We start from the raw sequence: 19,311 nt of genomic DNA, 5'->3' as shown, positions 1-19,311 counted from the left end.
CTATTCCGCGACGTGCAGCTGGGTGCCGGCCTCCTGCATCAGCCGGGCGATCGCCGGCGGCACCGGCTTGTCGGTGAACAGCGCGGCGATCTGGGCCAGCCGGCCCAGCTCCACCAGCGCCGGCCGGTCGAACTTGCTGTGGTCGGCGGCCAGGAAGACCTGGCGCGATTGCTGGATGATGGCCTCGGTGGTGCGCACCTCGCGGTAGTCGTAGTCGCGCAGCGTGCCGTCGGTCTCGATGCTGGAGACGCCGATGATGCCGTAGTCGACGCGGAACTGGCGGATCAGCTGCACGGTGGCCTCGCCGGTCAGGCCGCGGTCTCGCTTTCTCAGCGTGCCGCCCAGCACGATGACCTCGCAGTCCGGGTAGTCGCACATCTGCTCGGCCACGTGCAGATTGTTGGTGATCACCCTCAGGCCGCGGTGGCGGTGCAGCGCCTTGGCCACTTCCTCGGTGGTGGTGCCGAGGTTGATGAACAGCGAGGCGTTGTCCGGGATGTGGCGCGCCAGGCAGCGGGCGATGCGGCGCTTTTCCTCTATGCACAGCACCTGCCGCGCCTGGTAGGCGACGTTCTCGACGCTGGACAGCACGCTGGCGCCGCCGTGGTAGCGCTGCAGCTGCTGGTGCTCGGCCAATAGCGCGATGTCGCGGCGTATGGTCTGGCGGGTGACGTCGAAGTGCTCGGCCAGCTTCTCCACGCTGACGTAGCTCTCGCGCTTGACCATGTCCAGCAGCGCTTGTTGACGTTGATTCAGGATCAGCATTGTTGTTGTTTCTCCGCTTGTTGCGGCAAATTGTAAGCGATTTGCATCGGCGCCAGTCAACGTCCGGCGCCGTCAGTCCGCCAGCCGCGCCAGCGCGGCGTCGGCGATGGCCAGGCAGCTGCTCAGGCCCGGCGACTCGATGCCGAACAGATTGACCAGGCCCGGCGCGCCGTGTTCGGCCGGGCCCTGGATGACGAAGTCGGCGTCCGGCTCGCCGGGGCCGACGATCTTGGCGCGGATGCCGGCGTAGCCGGGCGACAGCGCGCCGTCCGGCAACTGCGGCCACCAGGCGCGCACCGCGCGGTAGAAGGCGGCCTCGCGCGCCGGATCGACGCGGTAGTCGACGCCGTCCACCCATTCGACGTCCGGGCCGAAGCGGGCCTGGCCGCCCAGGTCTAGCGTCAGGTGGCTGCCCAGGCCGCCGGCCTCCGGCAGCGGGTAGATCAGCCGCGAGAACGGCGAGCGGCCCTGCAGCGAGAAATAGACGCCGCGCGCGTAGCGGGCGGTCGGGACGCTGGCGGCGGGCAGGCCGGCGAGGGTATGGGCGACGCCCGGCGCGAACAGGCCGGCGGCGTTGACCACCTTGTCCGCCAGCAGCTCGATGCCGGCGGCACGCAGCACGATGCCGTCGGCGGTGATTGCGCCGTCTTCCACCGGCGAGGCCAGCGCCAGCTGCGCGCCGCCGGCCTCGGCGTCGGCCAGCAGCGCCAGCATCAGCGCGTGGCTGTCGACGATGCCGGTGGACGGCGACAGCAGCGCGGCGGCGCAATCGAGCGCCGGCTCCAGCGCGCGCGCCTCGTCGGCCGCCAGCCGGCGGATGTCGGCGACGCCGTTGGCGCGCGCCTGTTTTTCCAATGCGTCCAGCCTGGCCAGCTGGCCGTCATGGCCGGCGACGATCAGCTTGCCCAGCCGCCGGTGCGGAATCGCCCGTTCGGCGCAATAGCGGTACAGCGCGTCGCGTCCGGCCACGCACAGCCGCGCCTTCAGGCTGCCGGTCGGGTAGTACAGGCCGGCGTGTATCACCTCGCTGTTGCGGCTGGACGCGTGCTGGCCTATCGCCTGCTCCGCCTCGACGACCAGCACTTCGCGGCCGGCGCCGGCCAGCGCCCGCGCGACCGCCAAGCCGATCACGCCGGCGCCTATCACCACGCATTCCACCCGTTCCATATCGACGCCTTCCTTCGAGCAGCTTCTTATCGGACGATGCCGCGCCGCAGCGCGACGCGCCGGGCCAGGCCGGCCTCCGCCTCGGCGCGCAGTCGCGCCGCCAGCGACGAAGCCGGAGGCGGCGCGATGTCGGCGAAACCGTGGCGGCGGTAGAACGGCGCGTTCCACGGCAGATGGTCGAAGGTGGTCAGCGTGACGGCGTCGCAGCCCAGCCGCGCGGCCTGCTCCACCGCGTGCGCCAGCAGCGCGGCGCCGACGCCGCGGCGGCCGTGGTCCGGGTCCACGTCCATCTCGGCCAGGTGCAGCCGGCCGTCCAGCCATTCGGCCAGCGCGAAGCCGGCCAGCCGGCCGCCGTCCTCGGCCACCCACAGCAGGCCGTCGGCCTGCGCTTGCCGCAGCGTCGGTTCCGGCACGGTCTCGCCGCGCAGCGCCGGCGGCAGGTCCTCCGGCGCGAACAGCGCGGCGGCGCGGCGCTCTATGCCGGCCAGCGCGGGCAGATCGTCCGGCCGGGCCGGCCGTATCGTCGGTTGCGGATTCATCGTTGCGTCTCCAGTTGTTCGGCGGCCAGCCGTCCCAGCCGGACGATGGCGGCCTGTTGCGCCGCGTCCCAGGGCTGGCCGAAATTCAAGCGCAGGCAGTGGCCGAAGCGCGGTTCGGCCGAGAACAACATGCCGGGCGCGAAGCTGATCGACTCCGCCAGCGCCGCCTGCAGCAGCCGCGCGCTGTCCAGCTCCTCCGGCCCCTCCACCCACAGCAACAGGCCGCCGCGGGGCCGCCGCAGCCGGGTGCCGGCCGGGAAGGCCGCCAGCACCGCGTCGGCCACCGTCTCCATCTGGCCGGCCAGCCGCGCGCGCAGCTGATTGCCGAAGCGGACGTAGTCGCCGCTGGCCAACAGGTCGGACAGCACGCCCAGCAACAGCGTCGAGCTGACCAGGCTGTTGCTGGCGCGCAGCCGTTCCAGCGCCGCGTGGTGGCGGCCGCCGGACAGCCAGCCCAGCCGGAACGACGGCGCCAGGCTCTTGGTGAACGAGGCGCAGTAGATCACGTCGCCGTCGCGGTCCCAGGCCTTCAGCGGCGTCGGTCGCCGGGTGCCGAAATACAGCTCGCCGAAGACATCGTCCTCGATGATGGTCAGGCCGTGGCGGCGCGCGAGCGCCAGCAGCCGCTTCTTGTTGTCGTCCGGCATCAGCGCGCCGGTGGGGTTCTGGAAATGCGGCACGGTGACCAGGCAGCGCACCGGCGGGCCGTGGCGCAGCGCGAACTCCAGCGCCTCCAGCGACAGGCCGGCGTCCGGCGTGCACGGAATCTCCAGCGCCTTCAGTCCCAGCGCCGCCAGCGTCTGCAACAGGCCGAAATAGACCGGCGTCTCCACCGCCACCGTGTCGCCGGGCCGGGTCAGATGGCGCAGCGCCAGGCCTATGCCCTCGGTGATGCCGTTGCAGAACAGGATCTGGTCGGCCGGCAGCTCCAGCTGCCAGCCGGCGGCCAGTCGCCGCATCAGCCCGTGCAGCCGGTCGCTCTGGGCGGCCGGCAGGTGGGCGCCGATCAATTCCGGCCGCTGCAGCAGCGTCTGCTGCAGGCGGCGCGCCAGCTCCATCGCCGGATACAGGCTGTGGTGGGCCTCGGCCATGTGCAGCTGCACCGCCACGTCGGACGCCGACAACTCCACCAGCCGCGACATCCGGTTGTCCACGTCCACCAGCGCGGCCGGCGACGGCAGCACGCGGGCGACCGGGCTGTCGGCGCCGGCCGGCGGCGCGGCGAAAAAGCCGGCGCGCGGCCGCGCCACCACCCGTTGCCGCGCCTCCAGCCAGCGGTAGGCGGCCAGCGCGGTCAGATTGTTGACCTGGTGCTGCGCGGCCAGCTGCCGCACCGACGGCAGCCGGCTGCCCGGCGGAAACTCGCCGGCGTCGATGCGGGCCTGCAGGCGGCAGGCGATGTCCTGGTAGATCGCTTCCATCAAACTGTTATATCAAACAGATTGCGGCGGGTACAAACTGTTTGCCATCGGTGTAGCAGAAGCGACAGTTGCCGCCATGGCATGCTCGAGCCATCGATACCGATTGGCGAGAACCTCCATGTGGCAAACCCTGCGGCGCGACGCCGCGCCCTCCTCCTTGCTGGCCGCCGTGCTGGCGCTCTTGGTCGGCTATTCCGGTCCCTTTCTGATCATCGTCCACGCCGCGCAGTCGGCCGGCCTCGACGCCGCCCAGCTCGGCTCCTGGGTATGGGCGGTGTCGATAGGCTCAGGCGTGGCCGGCGCCTGGTTGAGCTGGCGCTGGAAGGCGCCGGTGATCGCCTCCTGGAGCACGCCGGGCGCGGCGCTGCTGCTGACCGCCCTGCCCGGCACGCCGTATCCGGAGGCGGTGGGCGCCTTCGTCGCCGCGGCCGCCATCGTCGCCCTGGTCGGCGCGAGCGGCCTGTTCGACCGGTTGATGGCGCTGTTTCCGCCGGCGCTGGCGGCGGCGCTGCTGGGCGGCATCCTGTTCCGCTTCGTCGGCGAGACGGTGGCCGAGGCCGGCCGCGAGCTGGCGCTGGTGTTGCCGATGGCGGCGCTGTTCTTCGTCGGCCGGCGCTTCTTCCCGCGCTGGGCGCTGCTGGCGGCGCTGGCGCTGGGCGTGGCGCTGTGCGTCGCCCAGGGGCGGATCCACGCCCCGGCCGCCGGCGCGCTGTCCGGCATCGCCGGTCCGGTGCTGACGATGCCGGCCTGGTCGTGGACCGCCTTCGTCAACCTGGCATTGCCGCTGGCGCTGCTGGCGCTGACCAGCCAGTTCCTGCCCGGCATGGCGGTGCTGCGCGCGTCCGGCTACGACTTGCCGGCGCGCTCGCCGGTGACGGCGCTGGGCGTCGCCTCGCTGCTGACCGCGCCGTTCGGCGGCCACGGCGTCACGCTGGCCGCCATCATCGCCGCCATCTGCACCGGGCCGGAAGCGCATGCGGACCGAAACCGCCGCTACGTCGCCGGCCTGTTCTGCGGCCTGCTCTACATCGGCCTGGGCCTGGCCGGCGGCGCGCTGGCGGCGCTGGTGCTGCTGCTGCCGCAGGCGCTGGTGGTGGCCGCCGCCGGCTTGGCGCTGTTCGGCACGCTGGCCTCGTCGCTGGGCGCCGCGCTCGCCGACGTCGAACACCGCGAGGCGGCGTTGCTGACCTTCGTCGTGGCCGCCTCCGGCATCAGCATCGCCGGTCTCGGCGCGCCGCTGTGGGCGATGCTGGCCGGCGGCCTGCTGTGCCGGCTGCTGAGCCCGGCCAGACCAGCGCCGAAACAGGCCGTCGAGACGGTGGGGCGCTGAGGCCTCGGCTGGCCGCCGTGGCCGGCGCGTGATAAGTTAGGCGGCTGCATACAATATTCCGCATGAGCGTTTCCAAGCCGTCATGCGGCCAAGGAGAAAAGCATGTTCGCCCCTTCCGTTTACGCCCTGCGCCGCGCCGGCCTGAAGCAGGCCGGCCTCTCCGGCCTGCTGCTGTTCGTCGGCAACGTCGACTCGCCGATGAACTACCACGACAACACCCTGCCCTTCGTGCAGGACTCCAGCTTCCGCTACTTCTTCGGCCTGAACGAACCCGGCCTCGCCGGCGCCATCGACGCCGACAGCGGCGTCGCGACGCTGTTCGGCAATGATCCGGACGTGGCCGACATCGTCTGGACCGGCCCGCTGCCCAGCCTGGCCGAGCGCGCCGCCGGTGCCGCCGTCGAGCGCAGCCGCCCGTACGCCGAACTGGCGCAGGCGGTGGCCGAAGCCCGCGCCGCCGGCCGCCCGGTGCACTACCTGGCGCCGTACCGCGGCGAGACGCTGATCGAGATGGGCCGGCTGCTGGACACGCACCCGGCCAAGGTCAAGGAAGGCTTCTCCCCCGCGCTGACCCGCGCCGTGGTGGCGCTGCGCGAGATCAAGGGCGACGAGGAAATCGCCGAAATGGAAGCCGCGCTGGGCGTCACCCACGCGATGCACATCGCCGCGATGCAGAATGCCAAGCCGGGCGTGCTGGAATACCAGGTGGTCGGCATCATGGAAGGCATCATGCGCCGCCATGACTGGCAGCTGGCCTACCCGTCCATCTTCTCCAAGCGCGGCGAAGTGCTGCACAACCACGGCCACGGCCACGTGCTGCAGCAGGGCGACCTGGTGCTGAACGACACCGGCTGTGCCAGCGGCGGCGGCTACGCCAGCGACATCACCCGCACCTTCCCGGTCGGCGGCAAGTTCTCCACCCGCCAGCGCGAGCTGTACGACATCGTGCTGGAGATGCAGGAGGCGGCGATCGCCGCCGTCAAGCCGGGCGTCAAATACCAGGACATCCACAAGCTGTCCGCCGCGGTGATGGTGGAGCGGATGGCCGAGCTGGGCTTCTTCCGCGGCGATGCCGACGAAGTCGTCGAATCCGGCGCCTACGCCATCGCCTTCCCGCACGGCCTGGGCCACCAGATCGGCATGGACGTGCACGATATGGAAGCGCTGGGCGAGGACCTGGTCGGCTATGGCGACGGCGCCGAGCGCAGCGGCCTGTTCGGCCTCGGCTATCTGCGGCTGGGCAAGCCGCTGAAGGCCGGCATGGTGGTGACGGTGGAACCGGGCGTCTACTTCATCCCTGCGCTGATCGAGGCCTGGGAGAAGGAAGGCCGCCACAGCCAGTACATCGACTACGCCAAGTTCCGCGAATACGCCGATTTCGGCGGCATCCGCATCGAGGACAATGTGCTGGTCACCGAAGACGGCAGCCGCGTGCTGGGCGAGCCGATCCCGAAGACGGTCGAGGAAGTGGAAGCGGTGATGGCGGTCTGAGCCGCCGGACGCTAAACGAAAAACCCCGTGCCCAGGCGCGGGGTTTTTTCATGCCCGGCCGAGGCCTCAGGCCTCCTCGGCCATCTCGACGAAGGCGAACACATAGCCGTTGGGATCGGGAAAATAGCAGACCCGGCAGTTGTCGTCCTCGTATTTGGCGATGATGTCTATCTTGTCGCCGACCTGGTCGAGCTTGGCGAAGATGTCGTCGACGTACAGATAGAACATCGCGCTGGCCGCGGTGGCGGCGGCCGGGAGGCGCGGCATGAAGACATTGGCCTCGGTCAGCGGCTGCACCATGAACAGCAGGCCGTCGCGATCGCTGATCATGTGCACGGTCTCTTCCGGCGAGACGCTGTCGCGGCCCACCAGGTAGCCGAGCGACTCGAAGAAGTCCAGGGTCTCGTCGATGTCGTGCACCGCCAGGCAGGCGGTGAAGGGGGCGCGCTTCATAAACTTGTCCTTTGTTGATGGCGTTTCGGCCGGTGAACGGCGGGAAGCTCGTCCCCTGCCGTCCTGGCATGGAGACAGTTTATTTTTCCTCTGCTGACAGCGTATTGTCAGTGGCCTCGTCCGGCTGCCACGCCTGCTGCTGGCGGCGCAGATAGTCGGTCAGGCTGGCGTGCGCCGGCGGCGGCGGCGATTCGGCGCGCTGCAGCGACTGGATCAGGTCGACGCGGAAGCTGCGGTAATCGCCGCGCAGACAGCACCAGGCCACCAGCGTCCATTTGCCGCCCCAGTACAACAGGCCCAGCGGAAACACCGCGCGCCGGGTGCGGCGCTGCTCCAGGCTGAAATAGTCGATCTCCAGCGCCGTGCGTTCGGTGATGGCCTGGTGCAGCTTGTCCCAGCGCGCCTTGTGCGCGTCGTCGAACGGCGTGGTGAAGGCCAGCACCGCGCCGTCGCCGCCGCGGGCGCGCGCGTCGGGCAAGCTGGCGTAGATCTTGGCCAGCAGGCTCTGCGCCGCCCGGCTCAGATCGTTGCCGACCGCGCGCGACAGCATGTCGGTCGCCAGCGTCAGCGCCTCCAGCTCGGCCGAGGTCAGCGTCAGCGGCGGCAATTCGAAGTTCTCGTCCAGCCGGTAGCCGACGCCGGCCTCGCCGTAGATCGGGATGCCGTTGACCGACAGATCATCGATATAACGGTAGATGCTGCGCACCGACACATCCAGCCGCTCGGCCAGCTCCGCCGCGGTGATGGGCTGGCGGGCGCGGATCAGGTTGACCAGTTGGAACAGGCGTTCGGCTTTGCGCATGGGGATGGCGGTTTCGAGAGCGGAACCATTGAGTTTAGCGCCGGCGCGCGGGGGCAACAATGTACCGGCTGTCGGGTGATGCGCCCCCAACGGGGCGACGCGCCGTCATCCAGCCACGCCCGCTTGCGCATGGCCGGTGAAAACGACGGCGCGCCGTTCAACTGCGCGTTGTCCAATGGCACATCGCGCCATACGCGTGACGCACCATACGTTATAAGGTGGGTTTGCAGGATGGGGTTCCGGGATGCAACGATAGCGCTCCCGCTTCGCGGAGAACGGCCATGCCGGATTACCGACGCTGCTGGACGCCCGGCGGCACCTATTTCTTCACGGTGGCGCTATGGCGGCGGCACGGCAACGACTTGCTGGTGCGGCATGTGGATGCGCTGCGGGAGGCGGTGCGCGCGGTCAAGGCCAGACACCCCTTCGTCATCCACGGCTGGGTGGTGCTGCCGGACCACTTGCATTGCGTGCTGGAGCTGCCGGCCGAAGACGCCGATTTCGCCCTGCGCTGGCGCTTGATCAAGATGACGTTTTCCAAGCGCATCGCAAGCGGGGAAAGCCTGTCCTCGTCGCGCACGCGGCGCAAGGAGCGCGGCATCTGGCAGCGGCGCTACTGGGAACACCGGATCCGGGACGAGGCCGATCTGGCGCGGCATCTGGATTATCTTCATTACAATCCGGTCAAGCACGGCCATGTGGAGCGGGTGGCCGAGTGGCCGTATTCCAGCTTCCACCGCTATGTCAGGCAGGGAATCTTGCCCAGGGACTGGGCCGGCGAAGCCACGCCAAGGTAGGGTGCGTCACCCCATCGGGGCGACGCACCGTTGGATGACGCACCGTGCACTCCGTCGGTTTTACCAAGCAGGCATCGGAAGCTCATGGTTGCGGTGATGGTGCGTCGCCCTTCGGGTGACGCACCCTACGCCATTTGGCGTCGATTTCCAGTTAGATGTCGGCGCCGATTTCCATTTAGATGAAGGAATGAAATGTTGGACCGCCAATCGATCAAGGCCATGTTTGCCGCCTGCCTGATCTTGATCCCCGCCGCCGCCATCGCCGGGGGGAACATGAGCAAGGATGTCCAGACGTTCAAGGAAAACGCCGAGGCCTGCGAGCATTTCGCCGGCGAGTGGGACCCGGACCTGCCGGACGAGAACAAGCGCGAAATCCAGGCCGGCATCGACGATGCCTGCGGCAAGGCGAAGGCGCTGTATCCGGCGCTGGCCAAGAAATGGGGCCAGGACAAGGACGTGAAGAAGCTGCTGCAACAGTACAGCTTCGTGCGCCAATAAACCGCCAATCGTACGGCGCGTCTCGTACGGTGTGTTTCGTAGGGTGTGTTTCGTAGGGTGCGTCACCCGAAGGGCGACGCACCGTTGGCCGATGCGCGGCCGTGGCAACCGTACAGCTCCATGCGAATCGTAGGGTGCGTCACCCGGAGGGCGACGCACCGTTGGCCGATGCGCGGCCGCCTGCAACCGTACAGCTCCGTGCGAATCGTAGGGTGCGTCACCCGCAGGGCGACGCACCGTTTTGCCGGACATGGGCAAGCGGAGCATGGTCGTGATGGCGGTATGTCGCCCCATCGGTGCGTCGCCCTGCGGGTGACGCACCCTACGCCTGAGCGCGTCCCATCCGCTCCGCCAGCCGCAAATGGCAGGCTGCCGCCAGCTTGACCAGGTCGGCGTTGTTGACCGGCATCCGGCCCGGCTCGGCGATCAGCTCGGCCAGCCCTTCCAGCGTGGCGACGGAGCTGGAGAGGCCGATCAGCTTGCCGTGCGGCCAGCGCTGCCGGTTGCGGCGCTCGTAGTCCAGCGCCACCACCCAGCGCGAATGCTGCCACGGGCCGGGGCCGCGCAGCACCGCCTCCATCACCGCCCGGCTGACCTGTTGCGCCGCCTCGGCGGCGAGCGCCAGCGCCAGATGCAGGCTCTCCGCCGTCGTGGCCGGGCCGCCCTGATGCAGCAGCGCCGGCCGCGTCTCCTCCTTCCACCAGCGCCGCAAGCGCCGCGCGCCCGGCGTCTTCACCCGCCGCACCGTTTCGTCCAGCTCGCCTTCGGACAGGCACAGCACGGGCTCGGTCTCGCCTGCCAGTAACAGCAGGCGTCCGGCCGGCGCTTCCAGTGCTGGCAGCAGCGTGTCGACGTCCTGTTTCAGCGCGGCGGCGATTTCGGCGGCGACGAACCAGAAGCCTTCCTGGCGGCGGATCACGCGCAGCGGCAGGTCTTTGGCGTAGTCGAGGCGCAGCGGGGCGTTCACGTCCAGGTCGATGTGGTGGTTCATGGACGGGGCTCCCAGGTGTGGTCGCGACCGTGAGGGATCGGCAGGTGCGGCGCGGATGGGAGGTGGTGGGGAGGAAAGGCGAATGCAACAAAACGAGCATCCATGATGAGGCTCCTAGTGTTTTATCCATGCGGAAACCCCCTGTTCAGAGGGGTGGCCAGGTACTTGAACACCGACACTAGACGGCCCGCTGCCTTAGTCCTTTCGGGCTATTTTTCGACAGACGCGCTACCCGGCCATAAGCGGCAGACGCACCAAGAGCAAGGCGCGACTGTGAAAGCCATGGACGCAAGGACCTCGTCTGTCGGGCGAGGCAACCGCTAGTGTGTCGGTGTGTTCAGCACCGTTGGAAATTCTAACAGCGGCAGAGGGTGGGAACAACGAAAGAGGGGCTGATAGCCGGGAGCTTCCTAGATAAGTCGGTTCTGCAAAACGTCGGGTTCCGCCCGGCGGGCGGGCCAGGGGGCTGCGCGGCCAGCCCCCCGGCACCCCCAGGCCGCCCCCGCACCGCGCGAAACCCCGATCAAAAACCGCCCGGCCAGGCGCCGGCGAACTCGCGTCGCGCTAACGTCGCGCCGCTCAAACATGCGCCGGCTTAAAACCTGGCCGAACGATTTTTGACCGGCGCGAGCTGAGGGGGATGGGGGCGAGTTGGTTCGGTTTTGCTGGGGGCTGCTTGGGTGGTGATGATGGATTGAACTTAGTGCGAAGTATGAAACTTTTTGTTGTGATCTTCTGGGTAGGCCGACCGTTAAGTATTCTCACATATTTTGTTCTAGATGGATTGATTGTTATTTTTACTATTATGTGGAAATGCCTTTGTGGTGAGTAATTGGTGTTGGGGAAGTCTGCTACACGTAGCGGACCATTACTTTTTTGAGTAGATTATTAGTTTTTGTAGCCTTAAGGTTCTCTGAGAGAGCATGCGGTAATTTATTCAAACTTAGAATTTCAAACATAGTTATATGCTTTAGGCTAGTAAGAATGAGTGAAAGCATAATTAACTTAACCAATAATTACTGTATTGTATTCGGCTGAGTTAGTTATATTGTATAAATTTCCGATGAAAAATTTATAGATGGTTAGGTAGAGAGTTAATTTAGAGTTAAGGCATGATATGCCAGCAACTAGTGTTGTTAATACATATACAATAACGATGTAGTGTTTTTTGTCATGATTGCGAAACTAACATATGGAGAGGACAGTGGGAGAAGCTATAAAGAAAGAATCAGCTAAATCGTTGGCGGCTAATGACTTATTTGAAGGGAGTAAATTTGATTCTAAGAAAACAGTGAAATCAACCTATACCGAAGAGTTGGTTATAGCATTATGCGGCCCTATCGGTTCTCCAATACACGAAGTTTCTAAAAAATTAGATCATATATTGAAATCAGATTATAACTATAATTCAAAAATTATAAAGCTGAGCGATAGTATAAGCCAATATGGAGAGGAATTATTAAAAAAGCATGTTGACCCATCCTCTGAGTTTAACCGTATAAAGACGGCGATTGATATTGGTGACGAGTTAAGGAGGACGCATGGAGGGCGATTTCTTGCAGAACTAGCTGTATGTGAAATAGCAATGGATAGGAAGGTTCGTGAAGCACCTTCAGGAAAAAAAAGTATAATTGATGAAAACAAAAATCGCGTGTGCTATATAATTAACTCTATAAAAAACCCAGAAGAATTAGAGCTGTTGCAATTAATATATGGAGAAATATTATTTACTGTCGGAGTTTTTTCTCCGATAGAAGATAGAGTGTCAGAACTAAAATCTAGGGGTATTGAAGAGCGAAACGTTCATTTGCTAATAGATACAGATTCTGGGGAAGAAATAAGTAGTGGACAACAAGTTTCTGAGGTTTTTCCGTTAAGTGACTTTTTTTTGAGGATTGATGAAAGTTCTGCCTCTCAAATTGAGGAGAAAATTCGTCGTTTTTTAGATTTATTATTTGGTACAAGTTTAATAACGCCAACTACTGCTGAGACAGCAATGCATGCTGCTAGTTCAGCCGCAAAGAACTCGGCATGTCTTTCAAGGCAAGTAGGGGCCGCTATTGCTGATAAAACTGGCAATATAATAGCACTTGGTTGGAATGATGTGCCAAAGTTTAATGGCGGACTCTATATTAATATAGAGGATAAAAATAAAGATAAGCGTTGTTGGAATTATAAAGCAAGTGAATGCCATAATGAGAAAGAGAAGGGTATTGTTGCTACGCAGGTTGTTGATGATTTAATTAACGCTTGTATAATTGAGCCAGATAAGAAAGAAGCTGCAAAAAAAGCTATACAAAATAGTGCCCGCCTGAAAAGCTTGATTGAATTTTCAAGAGCTGTGCATGCAGAAATGCATGCAATTATAAATGCAGGGAATCATAGTAATGGCTCATTAATTGGAGCCAAATTATACTGCACTACATATCCGTGCCATTCCTGTGCTCGTCATATCGTTGCAGCAGGGATTTCTGAAGTCTATTTTATTGAACCATATCGAAAAAGCCTAGCAACAAAATTGCATAATGATAGTCTAACTGAGAATGAAAAAGATTCAAAGAAAGTAAGATTATTGGCTTTTGAAGGGGTGGCACCACGTCGTTATCATGAGCTTTTTGTCGCGAACTCGACAGGGCGGAAAAAGGATGGTAAACTGTTGACTTATGATAAAAAAAGTGCTACACCGAGGTATGAAAAATCGGTCGAGGCGCTGCATGTGCTTGAGGCTATTGTTACGAAAGCTCTTGCTCAAAATGGCATTCTAAATATTAACGGAGAAGGCCATGAAGATACCATTTCAACCTGATTTATTTAAACCGTTACCTGATATATATCAAGAAGCCGAACATAGATCTTCGGAAATAGAAAATAATATATTGAAGTCAAATGTAATAGTTATTACGGATATGATTAAGAAAAAACAAACATCTAATTTAATAAAACAAATTATCACTGCTGCGCAGAAATATAATTAAAGCTGTAATATGGCTCCATATAGACACGAATCAAGTGCTTATGGACCTTTTTGTATTTGTATATAGTTAATTATGGTCTGTCTGGTTTGGATCCCTGCAGTTGCTATTGCCAGGGTTAATATCAGCAGCATTGTCCGCACGTTCATACAGTTTTGTGTGGTAAATAGTGATGCTATAGGTTGGGCCAAGAGCGGCACTCTCTGCTTTCCCGACATATCCACCAAAAGTACGAGTCGGTAAGGACGGTATCGACGCACCCCTATCCCCATCAGAGCAAGCCGGCTCCGAAGCCATTCCCAAGGTTTTAAGACGGCGCATGTTTGAGCGGCGCGACGTTAGCGCGACGCGAGTTCGCCGGCGCCTTGGGAATGGTTTTGGAGACGGGGTTTCGCAGCGATGCTGGGGTCGCCTAGGGGTGTTGTCTGCGTGCGAATCTCTGATTCGCTCAGCGATGGCTGGCGAGACAGCTCCCTGACCTGCCCGGCGGGCAGCCCCGCCATGAAAATCAATCGTCCGCAAAGCGGACACAAAGCTTTGTCGACGTTTGCTGCGAAACCCCCTTCCCTCCCATCCGCTACACTCAAACTGACAAGCACCAGCGGTGTGTCGCCTAATGGTGCGTCGCCAACGGTGCGTCGCCCTTCGGGTGACGCACCCTACGGGGTGACGCACCCTGCGTATCAACGTGTCGTCGATGTTCGGGAACCGGAGGGAAGGCCATGGATGCGCTTAGCCGTGAGAACCTGCTGTGCCTGGTGGAGGATGTGGAGTCGGAGGACCCTATCGACTACGCCGACCTGCCGTTCGACGAACAGAATCTGCGCGAGTTGATCGTCGATTCGCTGCTGGAGCGTGAACTGGTGTTCCGCGACGAGGAGCCGGACCAGGCCAAGCGCATGCTGGTCTATCTGGCCGCCACCGCGCGGCTGACGCTGGAGAATATGGTGCTGCACGCGCGCTTGCTGCGTTCCGGGCTGGAATAGCGCCGGCCGTGTTGCGAAAACGGGAAATTCAAGTCATTTCAATGGCTTAATTGAAATGACAAGCGGGACTGGCCGGCCGTAGGGCCGTGTTTCCGCTTACGATTGCCAACTTTGGCCGGCGGCGGGATGCCGCCGGCTTTGTTTTCGCCTATCTCGATGCCGTCATGAACAAGATTTTCGTCCTGCCGTTCGGCGCGCTGGCCCTCGCCGGCTGCGCCGCCACGTCCACCACCACGCTGAGCGGCGACGCGCCGCACGCCGCCGTCGCCATCTACGACCAGAAGCAGGTGGTCCGGCTGCCGTTGCGGCCGGCGCCGACCAAGACCTACGACAACACCAGTTTCAGCCGCTACGAGTTCAAGGCCAGCGGCGACGGCAAGGCGCCGTTGTACGGCCTGCTGCCGCTGAAGGTCAACGGCGGCAACGTCGCGTCCGGCGTGCTGCTGTTCCCGCCGGCGCTGCTGCTGGCGCGCGGGGTGTACGCCCATTACGACTTCGACCTGGACCGCGGCGTGGTGCGTTACCGTGAGCGCGACGCCGACGTCTGGGCCGAGTACCGGCCGGAGGCGGCCGATGCCGAGCGCGCCCGCGGCCATATCGACGCGTCGGCGCCGGTCTCGGGAGCGGTCCGCTAGACGGTGTGCCGCATTCCGGCCGCGCGCCATATGCTTTCCGCATGTTCCGGATTACACTGGTCGGCATTCCGTTTCCGACAAGGACCGCACCATGCTCCGCATCCTGGGCCGCAGCAGCTCGATCAACGTCCGCAAGGTCTTGTGGACTTGCCATGAAATCGGCCTCGATTATCAGCGCGAGGATTGGGGGCGCGGCGTGCGTCCGGTTTCCGATCCGGAATTCCTGGCGCTGAATCCGTTTGAGATGATCCCGGTGCTGGTGGACGGCGACGTCGTGCTGTCGGAGTCCAACACCATCTGTCGCTACCTGGCCGCGAAGCACGGCCGCCACGATTTGCTGCCTCTGGATCCAGCCGCGCGCGCCGCGGTCGAGAAGTGGATGGATTGGCAGGCCGCCGATCTGAACCCCGCCTGGGTGTACGCTTTTCACGCGCTGAGCCGCAACAGCCCGGACCACCGCGATCCGGCGCGCATCGCCGACAGCGTGGCGTCATGGAAAAAGCAGATGGCGCTGCTGGAGTCGCAGTTGGGCGACGGCTGGGTATTGGGCGACACTTTCACGCTGGCCGACATCGTGCTGGGAGGGGCGGTGCAGCGCTGGCTGCTGACGCCGTTCGACAAGCCGGCCTTGCCTAAGGCTGAGGCCTATTTCGAGCGGCTGCGCCGCCGTCCGGCCTACCAGGCCCATGGCGGCGACGGCGTGGCCTGACGGCCGATACGCCGCCGCGCGCGGCTTTTTTTCTGACAAGGGGGTAGGCATGCAGGACGCACGCTGGAACGAGGTCGACGATTATTTCTGCAAACAGCTGGTCGGGCCGGACGCCGCGTTGGACGCGGCGTTGGCGGCCAGCGCCGCCGCCGGGCTGCCGGCGATCAATGTGGCGCCGAACCAGGGCAAGTTCCTGAATCTGCTGGCGCGGATACACGGCGCCAAGCGGATTCTGGAGATCGGCACGCTGGGCGGTTACAGCGCGATCTGGCTGGCGCGGGCCTTGCCGGCCGGCGGCCGCTTGCTGACGCTGGAGTATGAGCCGCGGCACGTCGAGGTGGCGGCCGCCAATCTGGCGCGCGCCGGCCTGGCCGACAGGGTGGACATCCTGCAGGGCGCGGCGGCCGAGACGCTGCAAGGCCTGATCGCCGCCGGCGAGGTGCCGTTCGACCTGATCTTCATCGACGCCGACAAGCCCAACAATCCGGTCTATCTGGAGCTGGCGCTGCGGCTGTCGCGGCCGGGCACCGTCATCGTCGGCGACAATGTCGCGCGCCAGGGCGAGGTGGCCAATCCGGCCAACCCCGACCCGGCCATCGTCGGCACCCGTCGCTTCATCGAGCTGTTGGGCGCCGATCCGCGCTTGTCGGCCACCGCGATCCAGACCGTCGGCAGCAAGGGCTACGACGGTTTCGCGCTGGCCATCGTCGAGCGCTGATTGCCATAGCTTACAGCTGGGCCGGCGCTTCGACCGGCGCCGGGGCTTCCGGCTGGCCGAACACGTCGCGCCAGCTGGTGTAGGCGGTGACGAAGGCCACCGGAATCCACAGCAGCAGGCCCAGGCCCAGCGGCAGCAGCGCCGGGATCAGCAGCAGGCCCAGTGCCAGCGCGGCGACCAGCAGCGGCCGCCAGTTGGCCAGGCCGGCGGACAGGCTGCCGCGTATGGCCTGCCACGCCGAGACGCCGTTCAGCACCACCAGCGCCGGCGCGAACCAGTAGCACAGGCTGACGACGAACATCACCACCGCCATCACCAGCAGCAGCACGCCGACGGTGCCGGAGGCCGCCGCCGCGTGCTGGCCGGCCTCGGCCGCCGGCTGGCTCAGCAGTCCGCCGCCGGCGCCGGCGGCGACGCCGCCGATGGTGATCACCAGCACCGAGGCCAGCGCCAGCGCGAAGTAGATGACGCCGACCAGGATCAGCGGGCCGGGCGCGCGGCGAAAGCCCTCGAACAGGTCGGCCAGCTCCAGCTCCCCGCCCGATACGGATTTGTGCGCGGCCAGCACGTAGCCGGCGCCGAACAGCGGGCCGATCAGGGCGCCGGCGAAGCGGCCCAGCACCGGCACCAGGCTGACGGCGAAGCCTATCAGCAGATAGACCAGCGTCAGCAGCACCCAGGTCAGCGGTTGCTCGCGCACGATGTGGAACGCTTCCACGCACCAGCGCCAGCCGCGGCCGGCGGCGATCTTGCGGGGAGGATGGACGGTGTCGGGTGACTGCATGAGGTTCTCCGAACTGGCGATTTAGCCGCCGTTATCGATGGGAAATAGGCACTGACCATTCCATTCAAGCATGGTTCTATCTGATTTTACGCATTTTGCGGCCGGTATGGCCGGTTGCCGGCAATGGGCGAAATCGGCGATAATCCTGCGGTTTCGCGACGGTAGGGTCCTGTCGCCGGTGGCATCAGAGCGCAGGAGTTGAACCGTCGTTCCGGTTCCCAAATAGTCTTGAGGTTTTACCGAATGGTTACCCGCACCGAGCTTGCCAACGCCATCCGTTTCCTGTCGATGGACGCCGTGGAGAAGGCCAAATCCGGCCACCCCGGCGCGCCGATGGGTATGGCTGACATCGCCGAAGTCCTGTGGCGCGATCATCTGAAGCACAATCCGGCCAATCCGGACTGGGCCGACCGCGACCGCTTCGTCCTTTCCAACGGCCACGGCTCGATGCTGATCTACAGCTTGCTGCATCTGTCCGGCTACGACCTCTCGATCGACGACCTCAAGAATTTCCGCCAGCTGCATTCCAGGACGCCGGGCCACCCGGAGTACGGTTACGCGCCGGGCGTGGAAACCACCACCGGCCCGCTGGGCCAGGGCATCACCAACGCCGTCGGCATGGCGCTGGCCGAGAAGATGCTGGCCACGCAATTCAACCGCGACGGCCATGATATCGTCAACCATCACACCTACGCCTTCCTTGGCGACGGCTGCCTGATGGAAGGCATCAGCCACGAGGCTTGCTCGCTGGCCGGCACCTGGGGCCTCTCCAAGCTGGTCGCCTTCTGGGACGACAACGGCATCTCCATCGACGGCCACGTCGAAGGCTGGTTCAGCGACGACACTCCGGCCCGCTTCGAAGCCTACGGCTGGCAGGTGATCCGCAACGTCAACGGCCACGACCCGGCCGAGATCGCCACCGCGATCGCCACCGCCAAGAAGAGCGCCGACAAGCCGACGCTGATCTGCTGCAAGACCACCATCGGCTTCGGCGCGCCGACCAAGCAGGGCAGCCACGACTGCCACGGCTCCCCGCTGGGCGCCGGCGAGATCGCCGCCGCGCGCGATCTGTTGAAGTGGCCGCACGCGCCGTTCGAGATTCCGTCCGAGATCTACGCCGAGTGGAGCGCCCGCGACAAGGGCGCCGTCGCCGAGATCGAATGGCAGAAGCGTTTCGACGCCTACCGCGCCACCCACCCGCAGCTGGCCGCCGAGTTCGAGCGCCGGATGGCGGGCGAGCTGCCGGGCGCCTGGGCCGAGACCCAGGCCGCCGCGATCGCCAAGATCGCCGACGCCGCCCAGACCGTGGCCACCCGCAAGGCCAGCCAGATCGCGCTGGAAGCGTTCTCCCCGTCGCTGCCGGAATTCGTCGGCGGCTCCGCCGACCTGACCGGCTCCAACCTGACCAACTGGTCCGGCTCCAAGTGGCTGGACGGCGAAGGCGGTGGCAACTACATCAGCTACGGCGTCCGCGAGTTCGGCATGTCGGCCATCATCAACGGCATGACGCTGCACGGCGGCCTGCGCCCGTACGGCGGCACCTTCCTGATGTTCAGCGAATACGCCCGCAACGCGCTGCGCATGGCCTCGCTGATGAAGATCAACCCGATCTTCGTGTTCACCCACGATTCGATCGGCCTCGGCGAAGACGGCCCGACCCACCAGCCGGTGGAACAGACCGCCACGCTGCGCTACATCCCGAACCACCACACCTGGCGTCCGTGCGACACCACCGAGACCGCGGTGGCCTGGGCGCACGCGATCGAGCAGAAAACCACGCCGTCCAGCCTGGTGCTGAGCCGGCAGAACCTGCCCTTCGTCGCCCGCGACGAGGCGCAGACCGCCGCGATCCGCAAAGGCGGCTACGTGCTGCGCGACGCCGCCGGCGCCCGCGCGGTGCTGATCGCCACCGGTTCCGAAGTGGAACTGGCGTTGAAGGCGCAGGAAGCGCTGGCCGCCGAGGGCGTGCCGGTCCGCGTGGTGTCGATGCCTTGCACCAATGTGTTCGACGCCCAGGACAAGGCCTGGCAGCAGAGCGTGTTGACGCCGGGCCTGCCGCGCGTCGCCATCGAGGCCGGCCATCCGGACTTCTGGCGCAAGTATGTCGGCCTGGAAGGCGAAGTGGTCGGCATCGACCATTTCGGCGAATCGGCGCCGGCCGCCCAGCTGTTCAAGGAGTTCGGCTTCACCGTCGAAAGCGTGGTCGCCAAGACCCGCGCCGTGCTTCGCTGATTTAGCAGTCCGGCCATCGCC

18 protein-coding genes and 1 pseudogene are annotated in these 19,311 nt (G+C 64.3%); 11 read left to right on the top strand and 8 right to left on the bottom strand.

All coding sequences use genetic code 11. The features are described 5' to 3' along the window. From CXB49_RS20780 to CXB49_RS20765, 4 genes and pseudogenes are all read right to left on the bottom strand, one after another. Entirely contained in the window at window positions 1–762 is a 762-nt protein-coding gene (locus CXB49_RS20780) for a DeoR family transcriptional regulator (RefSeq protein ID WP_199406912.1), read from the bottom strand. Between the two features lie 75 nt (window positions 763–837). Next, window positions 838–2,100 (bottom strand): NAD(P)/FAD-dependent oxidoreductase, encoded by a 1,263-nt coding sequence (locus CXB49_RS20775; RefSeq protein WP_158300975.1) that lies wholly within the window; start codon window positions 2,098–2,100, stop codon window positions 838–840. Next, window positions 2,064–2,471 (bottom strand): annotated as a pseudogene (locus tag CXB49_RS24190) (GNAT family N-acetyltransferase); the annotation flags it as partial. The pseudogene CXB49_RS24190 and the gene CXB49_RS20775, both read right to left, overlap by 37 nt. Beyond that, window positions 2,468–3,892, bottom strand: coding sequence for a PLP-dependent aminotransferase family protein (locus CXB49_RS20765; RefSeq protein ID WP_101710132.1), 1,425 nt, complete (start codon window positions 3,890–3,892; stop codon window positions 2,468–2,470). The pseudogene CXB49_RS24190 and the gene CXB49_RS20765, both read right to left, overlap by 4 nt. A gap of 118 nt (window positions 3,893–4,010) precedes the next feature. Between CXB49_RS20765 and CXB49_RS20760 the strand changes: the two genes are divergently transcribed. Together CXB49_RS20760 and CXB49_RS20755 are read left to right on the top strand one after the other, a co-directional pair. Further along, entirely contained in the window at window positions 4,011–5,222 is a 1,212-nt protein-coding gene (locus CXB49_RS20760) for a benzoate/H(+) symporter BenE family transporter (RefSeq protein WP_101710131.1), read from the top strand. A 102-nt stretch (window positions 5,223–5,324) separates the two neighbouring features. Continuing rightward, window positions 5,325–6,713 (top strand): aminopeptidase P family protein, encoded by a 1,389-nt coding sequence (locus CXB49_RS20755; RefSeq protein ID WP_101710130.1) that lies wholly within the window; start codon window positions 5,325–5,327, stop codon window positions 6,711–6,713. Between the two features lie 66 nt (window positions 6,714–6,779). Here the strand turns inward: CXB49_RS20755 and CXB49_RS20750 are convergent, their stop codons facing one another. Together CXB49_RS20750 and CXB49_RS20745 are read right to left on the bottom strand one after the other, a co-directional pair. After that, window positions 6,780–7,166, bottom strand: a complete 387-nt coding sequence (locus CXB49_RS20750) for a VOC family protein (protein WP_101710129.1) — start codon at window positions 7,164–7,166, stop codon at window positions 6,780–6,782. A gap of 79 nt (window positions 7,167–7,245) precedes the next feature. Continuing rightward, window positions 7,246–7,968, bottom strand: coding sequence for a YafY family protein (locus CXB49_RS20745; protein ID WP_101710128.1), 723 nt, complete (start codon window positions 7,966–7,968; stop codon window positions 7,246–7,248). A 281-nt stretch (window positions 7,969–8,249) separates the two neighbouring features. Between CXB49_RS20745 and CXB49_RS20740 the strand changes: the two genes are divergently transcribed. Beyond that, window positions 8,250–8,765, top strand: coding sequence for a transposase (locus CXB49_RS20740; protein ID WP_101710127.1), 516 nt, complete (start codon window positions 8,250–8,252; stop codon window positions 8,763–8,765). Window positions 8,766–8,957: 192 nt separating this feature from the next. Next, a complete protein-coding gene (locus CXB49_RS20735; RefSeq protein WP_101710126.1) occupies window positions 8,958–9,263 on the top strand; it encodes a hypothetical protein in 306 nt (101 codons plus the stop codon). A 322-nt stretch (window positions 9,264–9,585) separates the two neighbouring features. Here the strand turns inward: CXB49_RS20735 and CXB49_RS20730 are convergent, their stop codons facing one another. After that, window positions 9,586–10,254 carry a hypothetical protein gene (locus CXB49_RS20730; protein ID WP_101710125.1) on the bottom strand — a complete coding sequence of 223 codons (669 nt, stop codon included), beginning with the start codon at window positions 10,252–10,254 and terminating at the stop codon, window positions 9,586–9,588. Window positions 10,255–11,458: 1,204 nt separating this feature from the next. Between CXB49_RS20730 and CXB49_RS20725 the strand changes: the two genes are divergently transcribed. The 6 genes from CXB49_RS20725 to CXB49_RS20705 all read left to right on the top strand — a co-directional run bounded on the left by CXB49_RS20725 (window position 11,459) and on the right by CXB49_RS20705 (window position 16,274). Beyond that, window positions 11,459–13,060, top strand: coding sequence for an anti-phage dCTP deaminase (locus CXB49_RS20725; protein ID WP_199406730.1), 1,602 nt, complete (start codon window positions 11,459–11,461; stop codon window positions 13,058–13,060). Beyond that, window positions 13,038–13,229, top strand: coding sequence for a hypothetical protein (locus tag CXB49_RS23775; protein WP_158300974.1), 192 nt, complete (start codon window positions 13,038–13,040; stop codon window positions 13,227–13,229). Before CXB49_RS20725 ends, CXB49_RS23775 begins: the two co-directional genes overlap by 23 nt. A 719-nt stretch (window positions 13,230–13,948) precedes the next feature. Continuing rightward, window positions 13,949–14,212, top strand: a complete 264-nt coding sequence (locus CXB49_RS20720; protein WP_101710123.1) for a hypothetical protein — start codon at window positions 13,949–13,951, stop codon at window positions 14,210–14,212. Between the two features lie 164 nt (window positions 14,213–14,376). Then, window positions 14,377–14,847 carry a hypothetical protein gene (locus CXB49_RS20715; protein WP_158300973.1) on the top strand — a complete coding sequence of 157 codons (471 nt, stop codon included), beginning with the start codon at window positions 14,377–14,379 and terminating at the stop codon, window positions 14,845–14,847. A 91-nt stretch (window positions 14,848–14,938) separates the two neighbouring features. Then, window positions 14,939–15,556: a glutathione S-transferase family protein gene (locus CXB49_RS20710; RefSeq protein ID WP_101710121.1), complete on the top strand. Its 618-nt coding sequence runs from the start codon at window positions 14,939–14,941 to the stop codon at window positions 15,554–15,556. Window positions 15,557–15,605: 49 nt separating this feature from the next. Further along, the gene (locus CXB49_RS20705) at window positions 15,606–16,274 is read left to right on the top strand and encodes an O-methyltransferase (protein WP_101710120.1); all 669 of its coding nucleotides are present in this window, start codon (window positions 15,606–15,608) and stop codon (window positions 16,272–16,274) included. A gap of 10 nt (window positions 16,275–16,284) precedes the next feature. Here CXB49_RS20705 and CXB49_RS20700 read toward each other — a convergent pair whose 3' ends face one another. Continuing rightward, the gene (locus CXB49_RS20700) at window positions 16,285–17,058 is read right to left on the bottom strand and encodes a BPSS1780 family membrane protein (protein ID WP_101710119.1); all 774 of its coding nucleotides are present in this window, start codon (window positions 17,056–17,058) and stop codon (window positions 16,285–16,287) included. A 243-nt stretch (window positions 17,059–17,301) separates the two neighbouring features. Between CXB49_RS20700 and tkt the strand changes: the two genes are divergently transcribed. Beyond that, window positions 17,302–19,290, top strand: coding sequence for a transketolase (gene tkt / locus CXB49_RS20695; RefSeq protein WP_101710118.1), 1,989 nt, complete (start codon window positions 17,302–17,304; stop codon window positions 19,288–19,290). Window positions 19,291–19,311 lie beyond the last annotated feature (21 nt).

Source organism: Chromobacterium sp. ATCC 53434 (assembly GCF_002848345.1).
GTDB lineage: Bacteria > Pseudomonadota > Gammaproteobacteria > Burkholderiales > Chromobacteriaceae > Chromobacterium.
Note: the sequence above shows the minus strand (reverse complement) of the source record. Positions and strands in the feature narration are given on the sequence as shown.

What these genes read in the sequence shown, in the direction of transcription:
- CXB49_RS20705 (WP_101710120.1), top strand. Translation starts at nt 15,606, where the DNA reads ATGCAGGACGCACGCTGGAACGAGGTCGACGATTATTTCTGCAAACAG.
- CXB49_RS20720 (WP_101710123.1), top strand. Translation starts at nt 13,949, where the DNA reads ATGGATGCGCTTAGCCGTGAGAACCTGCTGTGCCTGGTGGAGGATGTG.
- CXB49_RS20710 (WP_101710121.1), top strand. Translation starts at nt 14,939, where the DNA reads ATGCTCCGCATCCTGGGCCGCAGCAGCTCGATCAACGTCCGCAAGGTC.
- CXB49_RS20730 (WP_101710125.1), bottom strand. Translation starts at nt 10,254, where the DNA reads ATGAACCACCACATCGACCTGGACGTGAACGCCCCGCTGCGCCTCGAC.
- CXB49_RS20700 (WP_101710119.1), bottom strand. Translation starts at nt 17,058, where the DNA reads ATGCAGTCACCCGACACCGTCCATCCTCCCCGCAAGATCGCCGCCGGC.
- CXB49_RS20745 (WP_101710128.1), bottom strand. Translation starts at nt 7,968, where the DNA reads ATGCGCAAAGCCGAACGCCTGTTCCAACTGGTCAACCTGATCCGCGCC.
- CXB49_RS23775 (WP_158300974.1), top strand. Translation starts at nt 13,038, where the DNA reads ATGAAGATACCATTTCAACCTGATTTATTTAAACCGTTACCTGATATA.
- CXB49_RS20735 (WP_101710126.1), top strand. Translation starts at nt 8,958, where the DNA reads ATGTTGGACCGCCAATCGATCAAGGCCATGTTTGCCGCCTGCCTGATC.
- CXB49_RS20760 (WP_101710131.1), top strand. Translation starts at nt 4,011, where the DNA reads ATGTGGCAAACCCTGCGGCGCGACGCCGCGCCCTCCTCCTTGCTGGCC.
- CXB49_RS20740 (WP_101710127.1), top strand. Translation starts at nt 8,250, where the DNA reads ATGCCGGATTACCGACGCTGCTGGACGCCCGGCGGCACCTATTTCTTC.
- CXB49_RS20765 (WP_101710132.1), bottom strand. Translation starts at nt 3,892, where the DNA reads ATGGAAGCGATCTACCAGGACATCGCCTGCCGCCTGCAGGCCCGCATC.
- CXB49_RS20755 (WP_101710130.1), top strand. Translation starts at nt 5,325, where the DNA reads ATGTTCGCCCCTTCCGTTTACGCCCTGCGCCGCGCCGGCCTGAAGCAG.
- CXB49_RS20715 (WP_158300973.1), top strand. Translation starts at nt 14,377, where the DNA reads ATGAACAAGATTTTCGTCCTGCCGTTCGGCGCGCTGGCCCTCGCCGGC.
- tkt (WP_101710118.1), top strand. Translation starts at nt 17,302, where the DNA reads ATGGTTACCCGCACCGAGCTTGCCAACGCCATCCGTTTCCTGTCGATG.
- CXB49_RS20750 (WP_101710129.1), bottom strand. Translation starts at nt 7,166, where the DNA reads ATGAAGCGCGCCCCCTTCACCGCCTGCCTGGCGGTGCACGACATCGAC.